This window comes from Paenibacillus lycopersici (assembly GCF_010119935.1).
In the GTDB taxonomy this organism is placed as follows: domain Bacteria; phylum Bacillota; class Bacilli; order Paenibacillales; family Paenibacillaceae; genus Paenibacillus_Z; species Paenibacillus_Z lycopersici.
Window position 1 is genome coordinate 96771 of sequence record NZ_CP048209.1, and the last position, 20481, is coordinate 117251.

Below are 20481 nucleotides of genomic sequence, written 5' to 3' on the forward strand. Positions count from 1 at the left end.
AATCATAATAGGAGCGATAAAAGATGAGAACCATGATCATTGAGAAATACGGGAAAGATGTACCCTTGCTAATGGCGGAACGGCCCATGCCTGTCATCGGCGAATACGATGTCTTGGTCGCCATTCATGCAGCCAGCTTGAATCCGATCGATTTTAAAGTAAAAGAAGGAAAAGCAAGGCTGCTGCTGAAGTATGATTTCCCCTTAATCTTGGGTAACGACTTCTCCGGCGTTGTCGTCAAGGCAGGCGGTCGGGTGAACGAGTTCAAACCCGGCGATGAAGTTTACGGAAGGCCCCGTAAAGGCCGAATCGGGACATTAGCCGACTATATAGCCGTTCATCGGGATGATCTCTCACTGAAGCCGCGGAACCTGAGCTTTGAAGAAGCCGCATCGATCCCGCTTGTCGGACTGACGACGTATCAAGCCTTTTACGATATTTTAAACCTTCAACAAGGCCAGAAGATTCTGATTCATGCCGGATCCGGCGGCGTAGGATCCTTTGCCATCCAACTGGCCAAATTAATGGGAGCTTATGTCGCCACTACGGTGAGCGAGAAAGGGTATGATTTGGTGAAATCGCTGGGCGCGGATCGAATCATTAATTACCGGAACGAGAATTTCGAAGAACTGCTTTCGGGATACGATGCCGTATTTGACACTTTAGGGGGCGCGGCCTTGGAGAAATCATTTCGAGTCCTGAAGCCGAACGGAAAGATCGTCTCCGTCTCCGGCGTGCCAAACGCAAGATTCGGCCAAGAAACACGGCTCGGTTGGTGGAAGACGGCCCTTCTCTCGCTCGTCAGTCGTAAGCTTACGGCCCTTGAGAGGGCAACTCGGACGAGTTATCATTTCCTGTTCATGAAACCGAGCGGAACGCAATTAACCAAGATCAAGGAATGGATTGAAGCAGGTCGCATTATTCCCGTCATTGATCAGGTATTTAAGTTTGAGGAAGCGCCGCAAGCGTTGAAATATCTTGAAAGCGGGCGAGCTAAAGGAAAGGTAGTCGTTAGAATCAAGTAAAGCGAAAATCCCCGCTTCCGTTGCTATTCGGCTTCGCCCACGGCTGTGAAGCGTTCGTTCGCATGCCGCGGATGTTCAATCTCGTCCAACACGGAGATCGCATAGTCGGCATAGCCGATGTAGCTTTCGCCCTTCGCGTTCACGAGCAAATTATCGGTGAGCTGTTTCTGAGAATCGCGTATTCTTGTGCGCAAGTGGCATGGGCTTTTTCTTGAACCCCTGAAGCTTAGCGGGAATTTTTTTCTGCGGACTATATCGTCTATAATAGCTCTGACATCCCCTGCCGGCACGATATCGGACGAGCACGTCCGGCTCTGATCTGATCTGACGGTCAAGGGAAACCGAAGGAGTGAGTACATTGGCCAACATTATCGCGATTACCGGAGCCTCTTCCGGCATCGGTCTGGCGACAGCCCGCAAATTTGCCGAGGAAGGCTGGATCGTCTACGCCGGTACGCGGCATCCCGAGCGCGACACAGCCCTGTATGCCGGCATCGAGCATTTGCATGTTGTCGAGATGGAAGTCACGTCCCCCCAATCCCTCGCCGAAGCGTTCGCACGGATCGATCGGGAGCAGGGACGCCTGGACGTGTTATTCTGCAATGCGGGATACGGCTATTTGCGCGCCTTGGGTCAAGCTGATCAAGCGGACATCGAGCGTCTGTTCGACACGAACGTGCATGGCGTCATGCATACGATCCGCGCGGCGCTTCCTTTGCTTCGGCTGGCCTCTGCCGGCCACATCGTGGTCACCTCCAGCGTGGGGGGATTGGTCGGCCAACCGTTCAACGAGATCTATTGCGCGAGCAAGTTCGCTGTAGAAGGTCTGATGGAGAGCCTGGCCACTTACTATAAATCGCTGTTCAACATCGACATTACACTTCTGGAGCCCGGCGCGATCGCTACGAACTTCACGCAGACCGTCATGAGTCAATTGCAGCAGACCGGCGGCATTCTCGAGGATGAGTACAAGCCCATTCTCCAGCGTTACATGGATACCTTCGCGAAGCGTACCACCGTTCCGCAGACGCCTGAATCGGTAGCGGAGGTCATGCTGCAATTAATGCAAATGGATGAAAAGCCGCTGCGTCTGCGCACATCCGACAGCGCCGAACAGTTCGTGCAGTACAAGGTCTCGCAAGATCCTACCGGCCTCGACGGATTGAACAATACGCGCAGGCTTCATCTGGGACTGTAACCTGCGCCGATGATCCTTCATTCGATATCAATCAAACGAATACCCGGAAGGTGCCTTATGCAGGCTTAATCTCTGCCCACCGGCGAGAATGCGTATACCGCACGATAGCCCCAATTCCGCTTGCCATCCAGGCTCACCCGTGCGCTTCCCTCCATGCGTTGTCCAGACGCATCTTCTGGAGCAAGTGATGGCGATAGTGCATCTCGATCAGTTGGAACCATTCCAACGCGTTCAATCCCCCGAATCGCGGATGGAGAACCGTATTTCGAACGATCCCCTTACCGGGTTCTAATCGTACTTGGGTAACCGGAGCAAACTTCGATGCAATCAACGGTTCGATCTCGACCATCCGGCGTACCGTATCCCGCAGCCCGTCGACCAGTTGTTCCTTGCTTTCCGGCTGCGGCGGCGTATATTGCGGGGACGGGGGAACTCGGATTCGATCCGGCGGGAAGCTCCCCGTCTTGAACAAATCCTCGCCCGGCTTCGTCTTCCCCGCTCTTGAGACTTCCGGGCCGCCGTCCGGTCCAAGGCACAATGCGGCGTTCCTCAACTGCATCAACTGCGCGGAACGGATCAAATGCATGAACATCTGGCCAAGCGACCATTCGTCTTCCGCCGGCTTCCACAGCAGCTGCTCAAGACTTGTGCCATCCAATTCTCGAATATACCCGCTGACCGTCTCCTCGAATTTACGCAGCGTTTCTTTCGTATCCATTGCCGAACCCAGCTCCTTTATGCTTAAGCTGAATCCAGCATACTATAACGCTGCTGACAGCAGTTTGTCAGTAGCGTTCAAACATTTTTTTGATTTCCTCGCGCACCCGTTCGCGCAGCGATTCCGGCTCCAGCACACGAACCGCTGCGCCCCATCCGAGCGTCCATTGAAGAAGGTCCTCCACCCGCCGGACGCGGAATGTCGCCAGCCAGCCTTCTTCCCCCGGCTCGAACGACTCCATATAGAAATTGTCCGATTCCTGAACCCGGTCCGCAACGGCTTGGTCGACCAACATCCGGACGGTCACATTCCGATCGTCTATTGGCCGGTGATTCTGAAAGCGAAATCCAGGAACGATCCTGAACGAATCCTCCAGTACGACAAGCTCGTTCATGCGAGATAACCGAAAGTGACGGATGTCGCGCCTCAGCCCGCAGAACGCAACAAGCATCCACACCCCTTGGGAGAAGACGAGCCCGTAAGGATCGACCGTTCGCTCGCTATGACGATGGCCGTCCGGGTCCGGCAAGTTTTTGGAGTAGCGGAAACGAACCCTTCGCTTCCGCAGGATCGCTTGGCGCAACTGCTCGAACGTTTCTTTTTCCAGCCTGCGCGTTCTCCCCCCTCTCTCATTCAGCAGCCGAATCGCCGATCGGATCCGTTCGGTCTCCTCGCGTACGTTCTCCGGTAAAACTGCCTCGATCTTCTCCTGCGAACTGCGGGCCTTCGCGCCATACTCGGCATCTAGCCTCATCTCGACGAAGTCCGCCCCGATGAGCAGCGCCACCGCTTCCTCCGCCGTGAAGCTGACAGGAGGGAGAAAGTAGCCCTCCATTAAGGAGTAGCCTATCCCCGGCGCACCCGCTACCGGAACGCCCGCTTCGCTTAGCGCTTGAACGTCACGGTAAATCGTGCGGATACTCGTCTCGAACTTGGCAGCCAAATCCTCTGCGCGGAGCACGCCTTTGCGCTGCAGCTCAATGACGATGGCCAACATCCGCTCGGTTTTGTTCACATCCTCCTCCTCCTTTTCCGGTCTCAAAAAGTTAGGTCTATCGCTTGAAGGGCTCACAGCGTTTACGCGTGACGGTAGCTGCTCAGCGGCCTTCTTTGTTTGCCCTTCATCTTCCGTTCACATAAGCGTTCTAAGTTGTTATTAATCGTATCGAACCCAAGGAGAGATGAACATGGAGAGCAACTCGTTAATCGAAGCAATGGAAGGCTATTTTCAAGCCGGGACTGTGTTGGACCTGGATAGGCTGGATGCGACCTATGCACCTGATTTCATTAACATCCGGACCGACAAGATCGGGCAGACCGTCTCGATTACGAAGGAACAGTTCATGCTGACCTTTCGCCGCTTGAAGGATGGTGGCGGATCGACGCTCGGAACGACTGAAGACGTGCAGTACGTGGCCACGACCGTGTATGACGATCACGGATCGGTCGTTCTTCGTCGAGTAAAGGAGGGAAAGCCCGCACTGTACAACTTCGTCTGGCGCATGGCCGATGGTTTGCCGACAACGATCATTCGCGAATTTTCGGTGGAGGAGGACCTAAGCGCACTGATCGGCATGATTCGCGGATCAGCTGCGGGAGGACAACAAGGTGTAGAAATCAAAAGCGCCCATTCGGGTGCATAGGCTGTCGAGCAAGCTCGATGCCGCATATGCCGCATCTATTGAAAGGTAAAATTCCCTCTCCAAGACTGGCGGACAGAGGATCCGTTATTGAGGGGAAATCGGGCTTATTGGGGCAGCGAACGGACACAGGATCCGTTAATGTCCCCGAATGACATTGAAAACATGCTGATCAGCCGATATAAAGGATCTCTTGTCCGCGAGCACATGAAAAAACGCGATAAAGCCGCGATTAACGGATCTCCTGTCCGCTTCCTGGCATCGGCGGGCACACCGTGAACCAGCCGTCATGAAGCCGGCTGGTTCGAAACGGTTACAGCTGTCCGTCCCATGCCGGCGAAGCGGTAACAGGATCTGTTCGTGCTCTTAGTTCAGCTCCATAAGAAAATCGTTTGCCGCCCGATAATATCCGTCTAAATCATCGGAGTGCACACCGTGACCGCACTGTTCGAACACGATCAGCTTGGTATTGGGCCTGCTCGCTTCCATCCTTCTCGCTTGTTCCGTCCCCAGAATGAAGCTCTTCCCGCCGTGAATCAGCAGGATCGGACAGCTCGATGCTAACCAGTCCTCCCACCAGATGCCATTAGATTGGGGAACGGATACTTGCAGTCCCTTCAGATCCGTTCGGAATCCCCATCCCGATTCATCCTCCAACACGCTTTCGGCGAAATAATCGATGGCTCTAAGCCCTGCGCTTGCAAGCGATTCTCTCAGCTCCTGTAAGGAAGCCGATCGGAAGGGCAGCTTGTCGGCAAAGGAGAAGTCGGCGTTAATCTCCGCGCCGATATCCTCGACGATAATGGCATTCACCAATTCAGGATAACGGGCCGCGAACTGGTAGGCATTCAACCCGCCTAGGGAATGTCCCAAGATTGTGACCGGCCGTCCTCCAAGCTCCGACTGAACCAGATTCAGAATATCCCCCACGTAATCATCCCTGGCGTATTCCTTCTCGAATGAATGGTCGCTCCAGCCGTGTCCGCGTTGATCCATTGCAATCACCCGCCAATCTCCGAAACGCGCGGCCAGCTTGGAGAATGATCTCGCATTCGCCATATACCCATGCAGCATAACGAGCACTTTCTCGCTATCTCCGCCATAATCAAGGTAGGAAAGCCGAACATGGCCCGAATGAAAGTATTTCCTTGCTGCCGCGCCGTTATGACCGGAATTCAGCATCTTGTCATCACTCCTATTTATTCTATTCGAGGTTCAATCGAGCCCATTTGATCGGCAATGGTAAAAGCTGTTGTCGCCGTTGTACATCTTCTAGTCACCGACAGGAACACCCTGATCTGCAGGCCTTCGATATCGTTGTCCATGCACGCCAGCCAGCAAAGCGGCTATCGCCATAAAGATCGCACTGGAAGCGACGCCGGATTGCAAGCCATGCCTTTCAACCGCAACGCCCCCGATGATGGGACCTATTATCTGCCCGGAAGCAAAAAAGGCAGTGGCTAAGCTGAGGCATGCCGTATAGGCATGATGCGGGACATGACGTCGCAGCAGCGCGGTCGTCATCAGCGGAGGCGTAATAAAGGAGACCAACCCTATCGTAACGGCGCCCAATGCCGTAACAATCATATGATTGGCGGTTACGCCAATCACGCCGATCGTCCCCAATGCTAACCCCGTTGCAAGCGTATAGCCGCTTGGCCAGCGGTCGATGGCTTTCCCTCCGAGCCATCCGTTGAATAAACCCGCAAATCCTATACCGGACCAGATCAACCCGGCATAGAGAGACGGAATGCCCTGACTCACCAGATAAGGAATCAAATACGTGAAATAGATGATGTAGCCTGAACCGAAGAAGAAGTAAGAACCGGTTAGGAACAACAGCTTCTTCGGATGCAACAGGAGACGGTACACATTTACGCGTTCTTGGTCTCGCGTTTCCGATTCCTTTGGCGAGGACATAGGCGCGGATACCCGGTCTCCAGTGACGAGCTCGAAACCGATCGCGGCAATTACGCCAAACACGCCCATAGCCATCCACGCATATCGCCAGCCCTCCAAGCGCGAAGGATCTATGATGAAGGGGGCGAATAATCCCGTCATGAGAATGCCGGCGGAACCGCCTAGCCATATTAGACCCGACGCCACGCCTCTTTCCGCCGGTCGAACAACATCCAACGCGATGGACAGGACTAACACTGTCGCGAAAGCCGAGAATAAGCCAATGACGAACCGCCATAGCCCGAGCTCTGCCAAATGATGACTAAACGCCGAGCCGATCATAGCCAATCCGAGCAGGAGACACGTCATTCGATTGATGACATGCTTGCGCTCCGGGAACCGTGAGACGAGAGGCGGAAGACATAATGTTCCGATCAAATACCCAATAAAATTGACCGTGCCCAATATGCCCAGCAGACTGTAGCTCCCCCCAATCTCCCTCTTTATCCCCGGCAAGAACATCCCATAAGAGAGACGCGAGAAGCCGAGAATGACAGCAAACAAAAGCGATGCCCACAGCGTAACCCGGTTGAATGCAGATTTCGTACCTATTCTCCCATCTCCCCCTAAAATAATTTGATATCTCTAGTGTAAATTTATGGGGAAGTTTTGTAAAATTGAATTAAATGAATGGATTGTTCATATTTCTTAAACAAGGGGTGATAACCATGGATCTTCGAGCATTGAAAACATTCGAGGCTTGCGTGCGTCTGGGTCATTTTCAGAAGGCTGCCGAGGAACTCCAATATGCCCCGTCTACGGTTACCCTTCAGATTCAGCGCCTTGAAGCGGATCTGGGCGTTGCTTTATTCGTGCGCGACGGCAAGCGCGTGATCGTGACCGAAGCCGGCCAATGGCTCCAGCATGAAGCATCGGCTTTGCTGAAGTCGATCGGCGTCATCAGGCAGACCGTCTACGATATCGCGTCGGGTGATGAAGGCGCCGTTCGTTTCGCCGCCATCGAGCCCATCGCAAGCCAGAGGCTGGCGGCCGTGATAGCCGACTTTTACAAGACGCGTCCGAACGTGGAGTTAACCATGGAGGTGAGCGGGAGCAAATCGATCATCGACAAGGTTCGAGCCGGCGAATTGGACTTCGGCATATGCTCGGCCCCGTCTACGAATCTCCTGCTCGAATTTGAGCCGCTAATCGAGGAGAGACTAGGGGTTATGGTGAATGTGAATCATCCCTTAGCCGATCGGGATGGCATCACGGCGAGCGCCCTCGCGGGACTAACCGTGCTGGTCAAAGAATCGAATTGCATCTATCGGGAGCTCTGGGAGACGACGTTCCGTCCAACCGGTCAGCACGCTTTCACTTGCGTCGAGGTTGGAAGCTTCTTCGTGATTCAACAGCTGGTGAAAGCAGGATTGGGCGTGGGTATTGTTCCGATTTACAGCGGATTGGAACTCGAGGGCTCCTCGGTCATTAGACCCTTCGTCGACCTGGACCCCGTACTCGGCGTAGGCATTGTATGTAGAGATAAAAAGTTCTTAGGAAAGGCGTCGTTATTATTAATGGACGCTATCAAAGACGCCTGCATGCCTGTATCTATCGAGCAAAATCTTTAGCAAAGCAAAAATGAGAGGATTTCCTATTCGTTGAAGAATACTATTGCTTATCAAGCCCCTTCTGCTGATCCAACGGCGGAAGGGGCTTTCCCATTGTCCGAGATAGCCCCTCACTCACGCAGCAATTGCATCCGGCCCATACGTGTTTCTTTATGTTAGCCAGTTAGCCCGGTGACTTCAATATTCCCCTTTAATGACGAAAAACGTACCCCGAATGGTTCCTGCCAGTTTGGATTTCTGTCTTGCGAATTTGAACTTCTTCTCTTCCAGTTCCTTGGGGATTTCCATTCCCTCGGATAGCTTAAACCCTACGGCCCGCTTCTTAGGATCATCCACCGTATACAGTACGTTGATCGCCAATCCGTCCTCATAAAACACAAAGGCCCACTTGATATTCCCCACTTGAAAACGCGATGTTTCCAGCGGTTGGGCAGCAAACTCAAGACCACGTTCTTCTTTCAAAACTCGTTTCACATAATCAAGCGTCTCCTGGCTTTCGGCGGCTGTTACGGTCGTAAATTCGTACTGGTATTTGTTCATGAAATAACGGGCTTCATTCGCACGCATACCAGCCAGTGCTTCTGCTACCGGCGAAGATTCAAGACCGGCCGTAGACACATTTTTGAAATCAACGAAATTGGACATTCCGCATTCCCCCTGCTTGTTTGTTTACTTGATAGAGCTATCCTATCTATAAAATGTGTCAAAATATGATACTATTTAGTTAGCGCCGATTATTCTATTCCACAACGCTACTTCTTAAGGCCTCACTTATGGTACGGTTCTCCGTAACATCTATTGCCCCTCATAAGTGCGAATCTGCTACTTTGAATGAATTACGGCAGTCCAGTTTGCGGCGTCCCACGTTACCGCAGCGTCTAGTGCCTCACTTGCGAAGCGGAGAGGCACGAATGTAGTTCCGTTCATGTCGGTGAATGGGACTGTGGTTAGGGTGATCGGCTTGTCGTCGACTGTGGCGGTCTTGTTGCCGATCTGTAGGTGGATTGTGGTACTGTCCTTGATGATGTCGATGGACTTGTCCTTCGCGTTATAGGATAAGGTTGCACCTAGCTTCTCGAATACCCCGCGAAGCGGGATGAATGTGCTGCCATTCATTATTCGAGGCTTCGGATTTACCGTTATATAGGTGCCGTTGAGCTGGATACCGATGTTGTTCTGGCTGTATGAAGCGGCGTCGCTCTCCGTGGTGAAGGACCATGTCTTGTTGAAGGTCTTACTCGCGTCGGAACCCGCCCAAGGCGTGAACGTTACCGAGACGGTGTAGGTCTCGTTGTACGCCAAAGGAGACTTCGGAATGATATGCCAGTAGTTCGATGCAGTAAAAGGCTTAAAGAACGGTATTGGTTCGCCTGCGCTGTTGGTAAGGGTTACATCTATGCCTTCCAGCAGATAAGGGGTCTTGATCGTAATAATCTGCCCTGACCGAGCTGCGCCGAATGGCTCGATGGGGTTGGGGATTTCATGCCCGTAGAAACTCGTGACAACGTTGGTCTGACCATCGTAAGGGTACGTGGCGTATCCCATAGTATTGGCTGCGCAAGCGATCTCGATGACAACGGCACTGCCATATATACCGACACCAATCTCCGTGGCTTCCGGTGCAATCAATGGCTCGCGGTGGTACGCCGTGTTCAGAAACTCCTCAATAATGGCGTGCGGATCGCTCTCGTCCACGGTCATAATCTCCCAAGTGGGGATCGATGTATCGCCCCCGACGGCGTGGATTCGATCGGCGTGAGTCACACCTGTGAATCCTTGACCGAGCGGGTTCTCATCGTGGTTGTAGTAGACATTGGCGATCATGTAAACAGCGTGGTTCTGGGCTGCTTCGGTGAGGTACGGGTTGAGCTTGACCGTGGGCAACCCCATAGCGGTCCGAACCGCGTTGAGATCATCCAAAATCCGCGTCGCGAAGTTCGTGCCGCTATCGTTGGACAAGACGCGTTGTATTGCCGATGCTGGCAACGTAGCCGCTATCAATGATGTGGCTAGACCCCCAAACAGCAACGTAAGGACCAAGCTTATGGTGCCAATCTGCTTCATGATAGACCTCCAGCGTTGGTTATAGGGAAAGGGGCTTCTCCGTTATCGGATAAGCCCCTTCATCCTGTCATCCAAGCGATCTAGTTAAATTGTGATCGGAGCGTCGCCGGTGAACGTACCGGAGTCATTGAATATCGCGTCGGCCGTATTGGCAATTGTACCGTTGTTCGTGATTGTTCCGAAGTTCGTGATTGTTCCGAAGTTCGTGATGGAGCTGCCGTTCGTGATCATGCCGGAGTTCGTGATGGAACTATTGTTCGTGATCGTGCCATTGTTCGTGATGACGCCGGTGCCGTCATAGCCTGTGATTGTGCCGTCATTGACTACAGTCGCCGAGCTTAGAATATTGAATGTGCCGTCAACGATAAGCGTTGCGGCCATAGCCAGCGTAACTGTACCGCTCGCATTCAATGTAGCATCATCCAAGACGTTCCAGTAATAGCCTTCGCCCAACGTCGTATTACTCGCATTCAGCGTCGCGCCTGCCGAAACCTCAATATTGCCATCGAGCGTAGAGTTGCTCACATTCAGCGTCGCGCCTTCCGCAAGGGTCAATGTGTGGCCGCTCAGCATCGTATCACTTATGCTTAGCGTTACGCCTTCCGGGAGGGTCCAATCATCCGTCAGCGTAGCACCGCTTACGGATACTTCTGTTGAAGATACGACCGTGACAATCGCTGAATCCAAATCTAATGCTCCGGAGCTGGAGATCCATTCAGGAAGCGACTCGGAAGTTGACCCGGCCTCCTGCACAGAGTTCGTTGCTGTGCTCATCACCATTCCGAGCCCTTCATTAGCACCGTACACCCAAACCTGCAGCTTCTTCCCTAAGTCCCCCGCCGCAACCGTGTAACTCGCCGTTGTACTTCCTGCACCGGTCGCAGACACGTACCGGTCGCCTCCGACTATATCTTGTACCATCCATTCATAGGTCACGCGGTTGCCTGCAGGATTGCCATCATCCATCGTTACAGCGGCTGTAAGGGTATCGCCGACTCGAGGTGATGAGTCGTTGACGGCGACACTCTTGATATACACGCCTACCGCACTTGTAGGTTCGCTCGTTACGGCTCCAACCGCTCGACCCATATACGACGCCACAACTCGCAGCTGCTTGCCTTCATCTGCTGCCGCAACCGTGTAACTCGCCGTTGTACTTCCCGAACCGGTAGCGTTCGTGTACGTTTCGCTGCCTGCTGTCGTTTCGACTTGCCATTGATACGTCACTTGACTACCCGCCGCACTGCCATCACCCATGGTCACGCTGGCGGTAAGGATATCGCCAAAGGCTGGGGACATATTGCCGATCGTGACAGAAGTGATCGGAACGGACACTGCGCCGGTCGTTGCGGTTTGCGTGCCGACAATCGGGCTTACTCCTGTCACCGCCACTTGCAGTTTCTTGCCCCTGTCCGCTGTTGCGACCGTGTAACTCGCGGTTGTATTGCCCGTACCTGTGGCATTCGAATACGTTCCGCTTCCTGCTGCCGTTTCGATTTTCCATTGATACGTCACGCGGCTGCCGGCGGCATTACCATCACCCATCGTTACATTGGCATTCAGGGTGTCCCCTACTGCGGGGGTTGTATTGTCGATACTAACCTTAGATATCGTGTAATCAGGCGTCCACTGTGCGACATAAGTGACATCTCCAAGGGGCATTGTCGTCGGTATAGCAGGGGACCAGCCCGCGAATGCATAGCCTGCCCTTGTAGTGGACAACAGATTTATAAAGGAAAGGGAATTCCCATATAGCGTACTTAAGGTGTAATTGCCTGTCCTTCCATTGACGACCCCTCCATTGGGATCGAGCGTCACCTTGTAGCTGTTGCGTTTGTAATACAGCTTCAATTGGAGCGGGCTGCTCGTCGAATCGATGACGGTACCCGATGCAACTGCAGCTGTCACGGCGGAGTCAACCGTGAAGCCTTCATAACTCTTCGGTGTTGCAGTGACCGTTGCACCTACTGGACCGCTTAACGTCTCCTTCTCGGTTATGGTGTATTGCCCCGTTGTATCCGGCCTATAATGGGTCACCGTATACGATGCCGTCTTCGAGTTCCACTGTGCGATGAAAGTCATATCATGCGCCTGCACCGTAGTTGGGAGGGAAGGTGTCCATCCGGTGAGTATCTCCCCCGATCCTTGGGCCGTTGCCTTATTGATGGTGGCTACGCTGCCTACAGTAGCACCATACGGATAAGTGAATACATAGGGGTCGTCCGTATCCCCAACGAAAGCCCTGCCGCCCAGGTCATAGGTGACTTTATACATGTTGCGTGTGTAGTACAGCCTTAGAACAGTCGATCCATCACCTGATATGGTACTTGACACAAGCGTGGCCGGATTGCTGCTGTTAAAGGTGAAGCCTTCATAGCTCTTAATCTCTGCCGTAATCGTTGCGGTATCCGTTGTGCCGATATAATCCTGCTGGTCGACTACGGTGTAGGTATCGCTTAGCACCGGCTTAAGCTGATTGTTCACAACCATGTTCTGTTGCAAATAGACGACTTTGTAAGAGGTATCGTTTCTAGCCTGCCACTTCGCGGTGTATGCGGTATCTTGCTCCGGCACCGTACCCGGAATGGATGTTATGCCGTCGGACTTGAACCATCCAACCAGCGTATAACCCGGTCTGGATATCGCAGGCCTCCATGTGAAGGCCTTCCCTATTTGCAATGAATTCGTAACGGTTTGGCCGCCAGCATAGCCGGCATTAAAAGTCATCACTCGCGTATCACGCACGTAATAAACCTTAACCGCTGTCGTACCGTACCCATTAATGTACGCTTTGTAATTTGAACCTACGCCAGCTCCTCCCGTAAAGTAGGAATATACATACCCTTGGGCCTTGAATCGGTCGGTATTCTTAAGCGTAATCTCCGTAAAGGCTGTGCCCGTAAAGTTCTCAGTCGCAGCGAGCGATGCAGACCCGCTGTTCGGATCGACTAGATAATGCTCCACCGTGTACGGCATATCTGTTCTCACTGCCCAATGCGCGTAGAGCCAGACGGTCTCCCCCGGCATGGTAGCAGGAACGGTATACTTCGTGCCGCCCTCAGGTGCGGTATACCAGCCCTCAAAAGAATATCCCGGCAATTTAGGATCGGACGGAGCTGTAATGTTGTCTTTATACGCCGCAAAAATGTAGGTTAACAGCCCTCCGGTTTGTGCATTAAATACCAGCGCCTTGTTGCCTGAATATTTCGTCCACGTCAAATCATATGTGCGCTGAATAGGGGATGAAGTGAAAGCTAGAGGCGCGTTATTCCATCTAACCGTCATGGTTCCGCTAGCGGCACTCTGGTTTGGATCAGTCGGCTTGAGCGTGTTCGTCTTAGAATCATACGTGAAGTTCGTATTATCTACCGTGATAGTGAAATTCGATTTGTCGAAAGCCTTCGAGTATGTGTCCCCGGTTGTCATGCTCATCACACTCATCGTGAAAATACCGGATGGTAATGTGATACTCTTGGTCGTATCTCCCGAAAGCTTGATAGCCAACGCATCATCCTGTGAGTAGGCGAAGTCATCGATACTTTCTTCCGACCCCACCGAGAGAAGCGGCCAGGTGTTGTCGTACAGCGGCACATTGGCCGAGAGCAAACCATCGCCCAACTGTGCCCCGACTTCGGACTCCAAGTAAATGCCAAGTTCCAGATACAGGGCGCCGAGAGACGCGGTGGTCTTCTTGCCGCCCGAACTCTTCAATTCGTAATAGAAGAAGCCCCACAAATTCAAGTAAACGCCGGGCTCAACGGAGATGCCAATGCTATCCCAATCGACACTTCCAACACCTGCCTGCAATTCCACCTTAACACCCGCTCGCAATCCGAGCGTACCTAGGACATAAAACTTAAACTGGTAATCCCCGTCGCCGGACAAGCTTACGGTGCTGCTGCTGCCTGTGAAACTGAAAATGCGCACTGTGGCCGAGTACCGCTTGGCACTCCTATAACTGAAATCAACACCCACCGTCAGATTCACATTGGCACTGACAACGAAGTCTACTGAAAATTTGACCTCAACGATTCCGATGACCACTCTTACCCTTTTATCAACGAGTTCTTTGTTAATTAATGGGACCCATTCCGTCTCGTCCTCTAGTATGCTTTGGTACCTAGCCTTCAATGTCGTCGCGTCTACTCCGGTATCTTGCACACCCTCAATCAACGCTTGGAGCTCTGTCGCGATGTCCTGTACTTCCCCTATTCTCCCGGCTTTCTTGGCTTCCAGCCAGTCCGTTAACGCATCCTCCAACTGATCAGGCGCGACGGTGGCGATCTCAGCCGTGATGTTGATCCCAGTAAACGTATAGGCATCCAAGTTAGCCGTGATGATATAATCATCGAGGATCGGGATAAACCAATACCAATGCCATTGGGTATCCCCATTGATACTGAGATCCAAGCGCATTTCTTCGACGAAAGTCGCGGTCAGGTGGATGACGATGTCACTCTCGTCGTTCATATGAATGACGATATCGGCGCCCACTTGAAGAGAGACACTTACGCCAGATCCGGAGAGGTTCGTCAGCGTACGGCTTATAGAAGGTACGACGGTCAGATTTTCCACGTCTACTTTGGAACCAGCGCTTTCTGCAGCCATTGGCGCAAGCGCATCGTACTGCTGCTTGAAACTGTCGGTGTGCAACGCCAAGTCAGACAGATAATCAGCAGCTTGAACGACGAATCCGCTAGCTACCGCGTGCTGCTTGATTTGCCCTTCCAACGTTGCGACATCCGCATCGGACAATAACTGATCGCCATCAAGCGCTTGTTGCTGATAGACATCCAGAGCGCTCGTGACTTGATCCAGTGTGGCATCGGTATACGTAATGATATCCATCTCTGCGTCATGTGTAATCGACGTGATGAGACCATAACCTGCCGAAGTGGCTTGGCTATCGAACTCACCGTTGTAGAAGGCGATAAAGTCGCCCGCATTGACAACAGTGAGTTCATTCAGACCCAATGGCGCATACTGACTGTCGCTATAGTTCATCGTGGCATGCTCTACCGTGATGGAATGGTTCGTTGCGTCTCCATCTGTGTCCGCTGCCTCACTCACGGGTAGAATATCCGGTTTGGTCATCACGTTCTTGGAATCCGCATGGATATAGATGTAGGTGTTGCCATTGATCGCTGTGATCCGTACATAAGCGACCTCGCCGTTATCGGTATCGCTTGTCTCCGCGGTACGCAGATCAGGACGAACCCCTTCATAGATCGCGACGATATCACCAGCTTGAATCACCGTACTCCCGGTATAATCGAAAGTACCGCCACTCGAATTCGCCGCATTTAGATCTGTTTCGCTATCGCCTACCCCTGTCGTGATCACCGGAATCGCGGGGGAGTCCACATCCTTGCCATCTAGTATCATATTCGATACGTCCGCGAATGATAGATAGATCATGTCCGGATTCAGCGGTACATGCATGATTGCTTGTTTAGCGATGCTAAACACATAGATGGTTGTTGTTGCGTCTTGACCTTGGAAAGACAGATTGGTGTCCGTCAGCGTGAGTTGGTACGTGTTCCCTTCCTCGAATTTGCCGCCTTGGGCCGCGGATGTTACTTTGAATTGACCTTTCGCGCCGGTGACGACAATACCCGCAAACGCGGGATTCGCCGAGGAATCGAACGTCATACCCGCTTGCACTTGAGCAGCCGTCATGCTGCCTGTCGCATCGGTCACGTCGATGGTGAAGGTTGGCGCCTGATCCAGCACCGTTACACTTGGAATACTCTCCACGGCCCTATCGACGCTTGCCATATAGTTGGCATACAGCGTCATATTCCCGGTGACTGGCTCACCCTCGACGAGTACTCGTGTCCATGCACTGTCCTTATACCAACCTTGAAATATAAATCCTTGCTTTATTGGAGCCGGCAGATTGCTCAGCGCATCACCTTTGTGAAGCTTAAGGCTAGCAATAGCCGAGCCGCCATTGGTTTCAAACGTAATGGTATAAGTAGCCGCGTTGGAGCTTCCTGAGTTACTGCCGCCGCCACCGCTGCTAGCATTCTCGTTCTCTGGTGTTGGGGTTGGCGTTGGCGTTGGACCTACTTGATTCTGGCTCGCCCAAACCTTTACAACTTCGTTGCTGCGCATGCAAAAAGCAGCCGCTTCAGCACGAGTTGCATTGGCGTGTGGATTGAAGTTGCCTTTTGCATCTCCGGTAAGCAAGCCTGCCTGCCACAGCTTGAGGACCGCATCGACCGCCCAAGGAGAAATGTCGGCGATGTCATTTGGTTCCGTCATTACGCTGGCGTCCGTTTGATAAGCGATGTTCTCGCTTTCAAAATACCGCAAAGTCAGCGTCGCCATTTGTTCTCTTGATAGCGTCGCGTTCGGTGCAAAGGCGTAGCTATCCGTGCCGCTTGTAATGCCTTTCTCAACCGCCCATTGCACATAAGGTGCATACCAAGCGGTCAGCGGCACATCTGTAAATACAGAAGCGGTGTATTTACTTACATCGATGCCTGCGATTCGTCCAAGCACCGTTACATACATGGCGCGAGTCATTGTACCTTTGGGCGAGAAGGTACCTTGTCCCATACCCGTGAATATACCATGCTGCTGCACATACATGACATCATCATAGAACCAATCTGTTGATTTAACATCTTGAAATGTATTTTGCGCTGTCCCTGCATTCTGTGATGCATCATGCCATGTTATTGGCTTAGTAGAGGAGACTGTAGGCGCAACCCCACTTGTTGGAGCGGCAAGCGCCCCCATTGGCATTAACGATACCAACATGGAAACTAAAAGGATGAAGCTAATCGTTCGCTTAAGTCCCTTGTTCAAGTTCAACATCCTTCCGATATCATGTTAAAATCCAGCAAGATTCGATGTTTTTCTACACCATAGCACGACCGATCTAAACAACCTCTAAACAATTCGCTCCTAGCAAAGAAGCCTCCCCCCGTCATCCTAGATGACGGAGGGAGGCTCCCCTCCTAGAAGAAAATGCTTTAGTTCATATCTAGCAACCTCCTGACCGCTTCCTTCGGCTCCATCCCGAACTCGGTCAGCAACATCTTCCGGAGTGATTCATATTGCTTGATCGCCGAGAAGCGGTCACCCGCCAACAACAGCACGCGAATGAGCAGCTCATGAATATAATCATTCAACGGATCGCGCGCAAGCGCCTGCCTCAGCAATTCCCCAGCGGCATCATATTGACCCTTCTCCTTCTCACGTTCATGGAGACGAATCAAGATCGCGACGTACTCGCTTTCCAAGCGCATTCTCATCGGCTCTGCCCATTCGTACGAAGTGCCTGCCATATAGCCCTCTCCATATAATTGAACAAGCTCACTGGCAAAGTCCCGCAGCTTCATGTCATCGATCTGCGTCTGAGCAGCCAGCAGACGATCCCACTCATCGAAATCGCATTCCAACTGGCCCATATCGATTCGGTAACCGTCTTCCACATACTGAACGATGCCATCAAGGCCGATTTGGCTTAAAGCCTTGCGTAAATAGTGAGCCGTCGTATTAAACTGGGCCCCTGCCCGGTCAACTTGTACCTCTCCCCACAAAGAATCGAGAATCCGATCCCTGCTCACCGCCTCACCGCGATGGTGCAGGAGAAAGGCCATCAACTCTTCGGTTTTGGATGTCCGCCACTTCATTGCAGTGCCGTTCTCCGTCTCTATTCGCAACCTTCCAAAACATCGAATCTTCATTCGTGGTAAAGCACGGTGATCGCTGAGCGCATGCAGTAAGAGACTCGCATAATTGGAAACTTCCTTTGATCCCGTACCTTTGTCTCCATAGGACTGCACATAAATAGACAACAACTCCGCCATCGCCGAGCCTTCGTCCACGAAGCTGCGGATGAACCCTTGCGGCCTCGCGATACGCAGAGCGATATCCAGCTTCGCCAGCGCCGGCTTAATCCGACCGTCATGATATAGCGCCATGCTTTGCAAAATCAGAATATGAATGCGGTCCCGCAGACGGTCTTCCTTCGTCAATAGATGATACAGCCGCTCTGCGAGAGATAGCGCCGGTTCGAATTGTCCGCAGGCGGCAAGCACGCGAACGAGAGCCAACTGTTCGGGCACTTGGTCCAGCGTTGTTTCGTCCGAGTACGACATCCCGCATTGCTTCAACCACCGCTGAGCAGACGCCAAGTCGCCTTGGCGCACCGCCAGGCTCGCCTGTTCCGCTTCGATTTTGCGCAGGAAGATTTCATAATCGGGTGAGTCGATCTTCAGCTTAAGTTGTTCTAGCAGCATCGCAGCTTCGAATGAATGTCCTCTCGCTTGTTGAATTCTCGAAGCCGCAACATCCAATTGATATAGATTGCGAGGAACTGGTGCGAATCCTTTAGCACGTTGTATGCGGTTGATCCAACCTTCTGCCGCCTCTAACTGATTCCACTCGTACAATAGCTTGGCGTATGAAGCATACATTGGCGAAGCATACGGATGGTTTACCTGTTCCCGCCAATGATCTATCATCCTGGTGAAAAGTTGCGCCGCGCCATGATAGTCGTTAATGTAGCTCAGATGGTCATCGAATTCTTCGACGGAATAATGCCTATTGTTGCCGCCTTGAATAAACAAGCTCTGCTCCGGTGCAAACTCATCACCGAGAATAAAATATTCGACTGTGCTGGCAAGGTCTTTGGCAACGTAGGCAGCAGAAGCACAAATGTAATAGATTTCTCCCATTGTCGCGCGCCATACGTCAGCGTCCATAAGATTCTTCATCGCTTCGAAACGGATTCGAAGCCGTTCCGCTCGATCCGGAATACTGCTAAACTGCCGGATACCAACCATGACATACAGACAAAAAAGCTCAACGGACGGCCGGTTCGATACATATTGCTCAGGCACTTGCATCACCCAACGAGCAACCACGACGTTTTTGCCACTAATCAGCAGCTCATTTAGATGACCCTCGATCAGGCGAACGGCACCTTCATAATGTCGTACCGCCAAATAATGCTCTGCCGCTTCTTCAACAAAGCCATTATTTTCGAGCCATTGCGCGGCACGCACGTTGGCCTGAACCCACAGCTCAGGATTTGTTCGGGTGAGCATCGACTGTAGAAAATCAGACAGCAGATGATGATAGCGATACCAGCCGCGTTGATTGTCCAACGGAATAATGAATAGCTGAAGCCGTTCCAGTTGTTCCAGCTGTTGCTGGCCTCCCGCCTGACCAATCACCGCCTCGCACAAGGCGTAATTCATCTGACTTAACACCGAAGTTTGCAGCAAAAAATCGCGCATCGCCTCCGGCAGATCGCGAATAACTTCTTCGAATAAGTAATCGGCTATGTGCTGCTGATGACCGCTGAATTGACGGATCGATTCGGCTAAATTGCGGCTCCGTTCCAGGGAGATCGCCGCAAGCCGCAAGCCGCTAATCCACCCCTCTGTTTGGTTGTGCAGGATATGGAGTTGCTCTGCAGACAGGTTCAATGTTGTCGTCTCTCGGAAGAAATCGGATACTTCCTCCGGTTGGAACCGCAGTTGTTCGATCGTAATTCGCCGCATATCACCTTTCGCCAGCAATCTTGTCGTCGGGAAGAGAAGGCCGCTGCGGCTTGCGATATAGAGATGAATATGATTGGGGAGAAGCTCGAGCAAATAACTCATCGACTTCTGGATGGCCGGCATCGCCACCAGATGATAATCGTCAAACATGATGACCAATTCATCTGGCAGTTGATTCAACTCGTTCAGCAACGCAGTCATTGCCGGCTCCATCGACGCGGAAGACGCAGAGGGCCCCTGAGCCAGCAGCGGCCAAACAGTCCGGCCAAAGCCGTCGACACGATGCTGGATCGAAGCGATGACCGTATTCCAGAATGTGATCCAGTGATCGTCTTGCTTAGCCAGTGATACCCATGCAACCCGCTTGCCGCTTTGTTTGGCCCATTCGCTTAACGCCGTCGTTTTCCCATAGCCGGACGGAGCGAATAAGAGCGTCAGCTTCGCACCCATTCCCTCATCTAGTAGATGAAGCAGACCCGAACGGGTAACCAAAGTATGCCGTTCATGAGGGATGTGCATCTTTGTTGCTGCAATCATCGGCGTACCCTCCGAAATAAAGACGGAAATTATGTAATTAGGTATACATTCGACACCAGTACGAAATTTCCTACATATTGTTGGGAGCATTTGTCTCAATAGTGTCGCCGTTATCATTTGGTCCTATAGATGATACGGTTCAGCGTAACACTCAAACGGCGAATCGTTCAAGCTCCTCTCTAACACTTGCCGAATCTGACGCATCGGCGCAGAGCATTCACTCAAACTGGAGATGTCACCCCATC

12 protein-coding genes and 1 pseudogene are annotated in these 20481 nt (G+C 52.3%); 4 read left to right on the forward strand and 9 right to left on the reverse strand.

Translation table 11 applies throughout. The features are described from left to right. Positions 1–23: 23 nt before the first annotated feature. Complete coding sequence (locus tag GXP70_RS00435; protein WP_162354671.1) at positions 24–1025, forward strand: NADP-dependent oxidoreductase; 1002 nt, start codon at positions 24–26, stop codon at positions 1023–1025. Between the two features lie 23 nt (positions 1026–1048). Here GXP70_RS00435 and GXP70_RS00440 read toward each other — a convergent pair. Then, positions 1049–1180, reverse strand: a pseudogene (locus GXP70_RS00440) (NAD(P)-dependent oxidoreductase); the annotation flags it as partial. A 194-nt stretch (positions 1181–1374) separates the two neighbouring features. Between GXP70_RS00440 and GXP70_RS00445 the strand changes: the two are divergent. Next, on the forward strand, positions 1375–2223 hold the full coding sequence (locus GXP70_RS00445) for an SDR family oxidoreductase (RefSeq protein ID WP_225442612.1): 849 nt from the start codon (positions 1375–1377) through the stop codon (positions 2221–2223). 133 nt (positions 2224–2356) lie between these two features. Here the strand turns inward: GXP70_RS00445 and GXP70_RS00450 are convergent, their stop codons facing one another. Then, positions 2357–2941: a DinB family protein gene (locus tag GXP70_RS00450; RefSeq protein ID WP_162354673.1), complete on the reverse strand. Its 585-nt coding sequence runs from the start codon at positions 2939–2941 to the stop codon at positions 2357–2359. Between the two features lie 67 nt (positions 2942–3008). Further along, on the reverse strand, positions 3009–3956 hold the full coding sequence (locus tag GXP70_RS00455; protein ID WP_162354674.1) for a helix-turn-helix transcriptional regulator: 948 nt from the start codon (positions 3954–3956) through the stop codon (positions 3009–3011). 172 nt (positions 3957–4128) lie between these two features. Here GXP70_RS00455 and GXP70_RS00460 point away from each other — a divergent pair, with 172 nt between their 5' ends. Further along, positions 4129–4584 (forward strand): hypothetical protein, encoded by a 456-nt coding sequence (locus tag GXP70_RS00460; protein ID WP_162354675.1) that lies wholly within the window; start codon positions 4129–4131, stop codon positions 4582–4584. Positions 4585–4947: 363 nt separating this feature from the next. On the opposite strand, the gene GXP70_RS00465 is transcribed toward GXP70_RS00460, so the two are convergent. Next, a complete protein-coding gene (locus tag GXP70_RS00465; protein WP_162354676.1) occupies positions 4948–5763 on the reverse strand; it encodes an alpha/beta fold hydrolase in 816 nt (271 codons plus the stop codon). A gap of 90 nt (positions 5764–5853) precedes the next feature. Further along, on the reverse strand, positions 5854–7044 hold the full coding sequence (locus tag GXP70_RS00470; RefSeq protein ID WP_225442613.1) for a YbfB/YjiJ family MFS transporter: 1191 nt from the start codon (positions 7042–7044) through the stop codon (positions 5854–5856). 164 nt (positions 7045–7208) lie between these two features. Here GXP70_RS00470 and GXP70_RS00475 point away from each other — a divergent pair, with 164 nt between their 5' ends. Beyond that, positions 7209–8111 carry a LysR family transcriptional regulator gene (locus GXP70_RS00475; protein WP_162354677.1) on the forward strand — a complete coding sequence of 301 codons (903 nt, stop codon included), beginning with the start codon at positions 7209–7211 and terminating at the stop codon, positions 8109–8111. 177 nt (positions 8112–8288) lie between these two features. Here GXP70_RS00475 and GXP70_RS00480 read toward each other — a convergent pair whose 3' ends face one another. The 4 genes from GXP70_RS00480 to GXP70_RS00495 all read right to left on the reverse strand — a co-directional run bounded on the left by GXP70_RS00480 (position 8289) and on the right by GXP70_RS00495 (position 20236). After that, entirely contained in the window at positions 8289–8756 is a 468-nt protein-coding gene (locus GXP70_RS00480; protein WP_162354678.1) for a phage tail protein, read from the reverse strand. Between the two features lie 177 nt (positions 8757–8933). Then, a complete protein-coding gene (locus GXP70_RS00485) occupies positions 8934–10175 on the reverse strand; it encodes a stalk domain-containing protein (RefSeq protein WP_162354679.1) in 1242 nt (413 codons plus the stop codon). An 84-nt stretch (positions 10176–10259) separates the two neighbouring features. Beyond that, positions 10260–16991 carry an S-layer homology domain-containing protein gene (locus tag GXP70_RS00490; protein ID WP_162354680.1) on the reverse strand — a complete coding sequence of 2244 codons (6732 nt, stop codon included), beginning with the start codon at positions 16989–16991 and terminating at the stop codon, positions 10260–10262. A 167-nt stretch (positions 16992–17158) separates the two neighbouring features. Then, positions 17159–20236: an AfsR/SARP family transcriptional regulator gene (locus GXP70_RS00495; protein WP_162354681.1), complete on the reverse strand. Its 3078-nt coding sequence runs from the start codon at positions 20234–20236 to the stop codon at positions 17159–17161. Positions 20237–20481 lie beyond the last annotated feature (245 nt).

Bases quoted from the DNA above. Each gene is read 5' to 3' on its own strand.
- GXP70_RS00485 (WP_162354679.1), bottom strand. From the start codon at position 10,175: ATGAAGCAGATTGGCACCATAAGCTTGGTCCTTACGTTGCTGTTTGGG.
- GXP70_RS00495 (WP_162354681.1), bottom strand. From the start codon at position 20,236: ATGATTGCAGCAACAAAGATGCACATCCCTCATGAACGGCATACTTTG.
- GXP70_RS00450 (WP_162354673.1), bottom strand. From the start codon at position 2,941: ATGGATACGAAAGAAACGCTGCGTAAATTCGAGGAGACGGTCAGCGGG.
- GXP70_RS00435 (WP_162354671.1), top strand. From the start codon at position 24: ATGAGAACCATGATCATTGAGAAATACGGGAAAGATGTACCCTTGCTA.
- GXP70_RS00480 (WP_162354678.1), bottom strand. From the start codon at position 8,756: ATGTCCAATTTCGTTGATTTCAAAAATGTGTCTACGGCCGGTCTTGAA.
- GXP70_RS00460 (WP_162354675.1), top strand. From the start codon at position 4,129: ATGGAGAGCAACTCGTTAATCGAAGCAATGGAAGGCTATTTTCAAGCC.
- GXP70_RS00465 (WP_162354676.1), bottom strand. From the start codon at position 5,763: ATGCTGAATTCCGGTCATAACGGCGCGGCAGCAAGGAAATACTTTCAT.
- GXP70_RS00475 (WP_162354677.1), top strand. From the start codon at position 7,209: ATGGATCTTCGAGCATTGAAAACATTCGAGGCTTGCGTGCGTCTGGGT.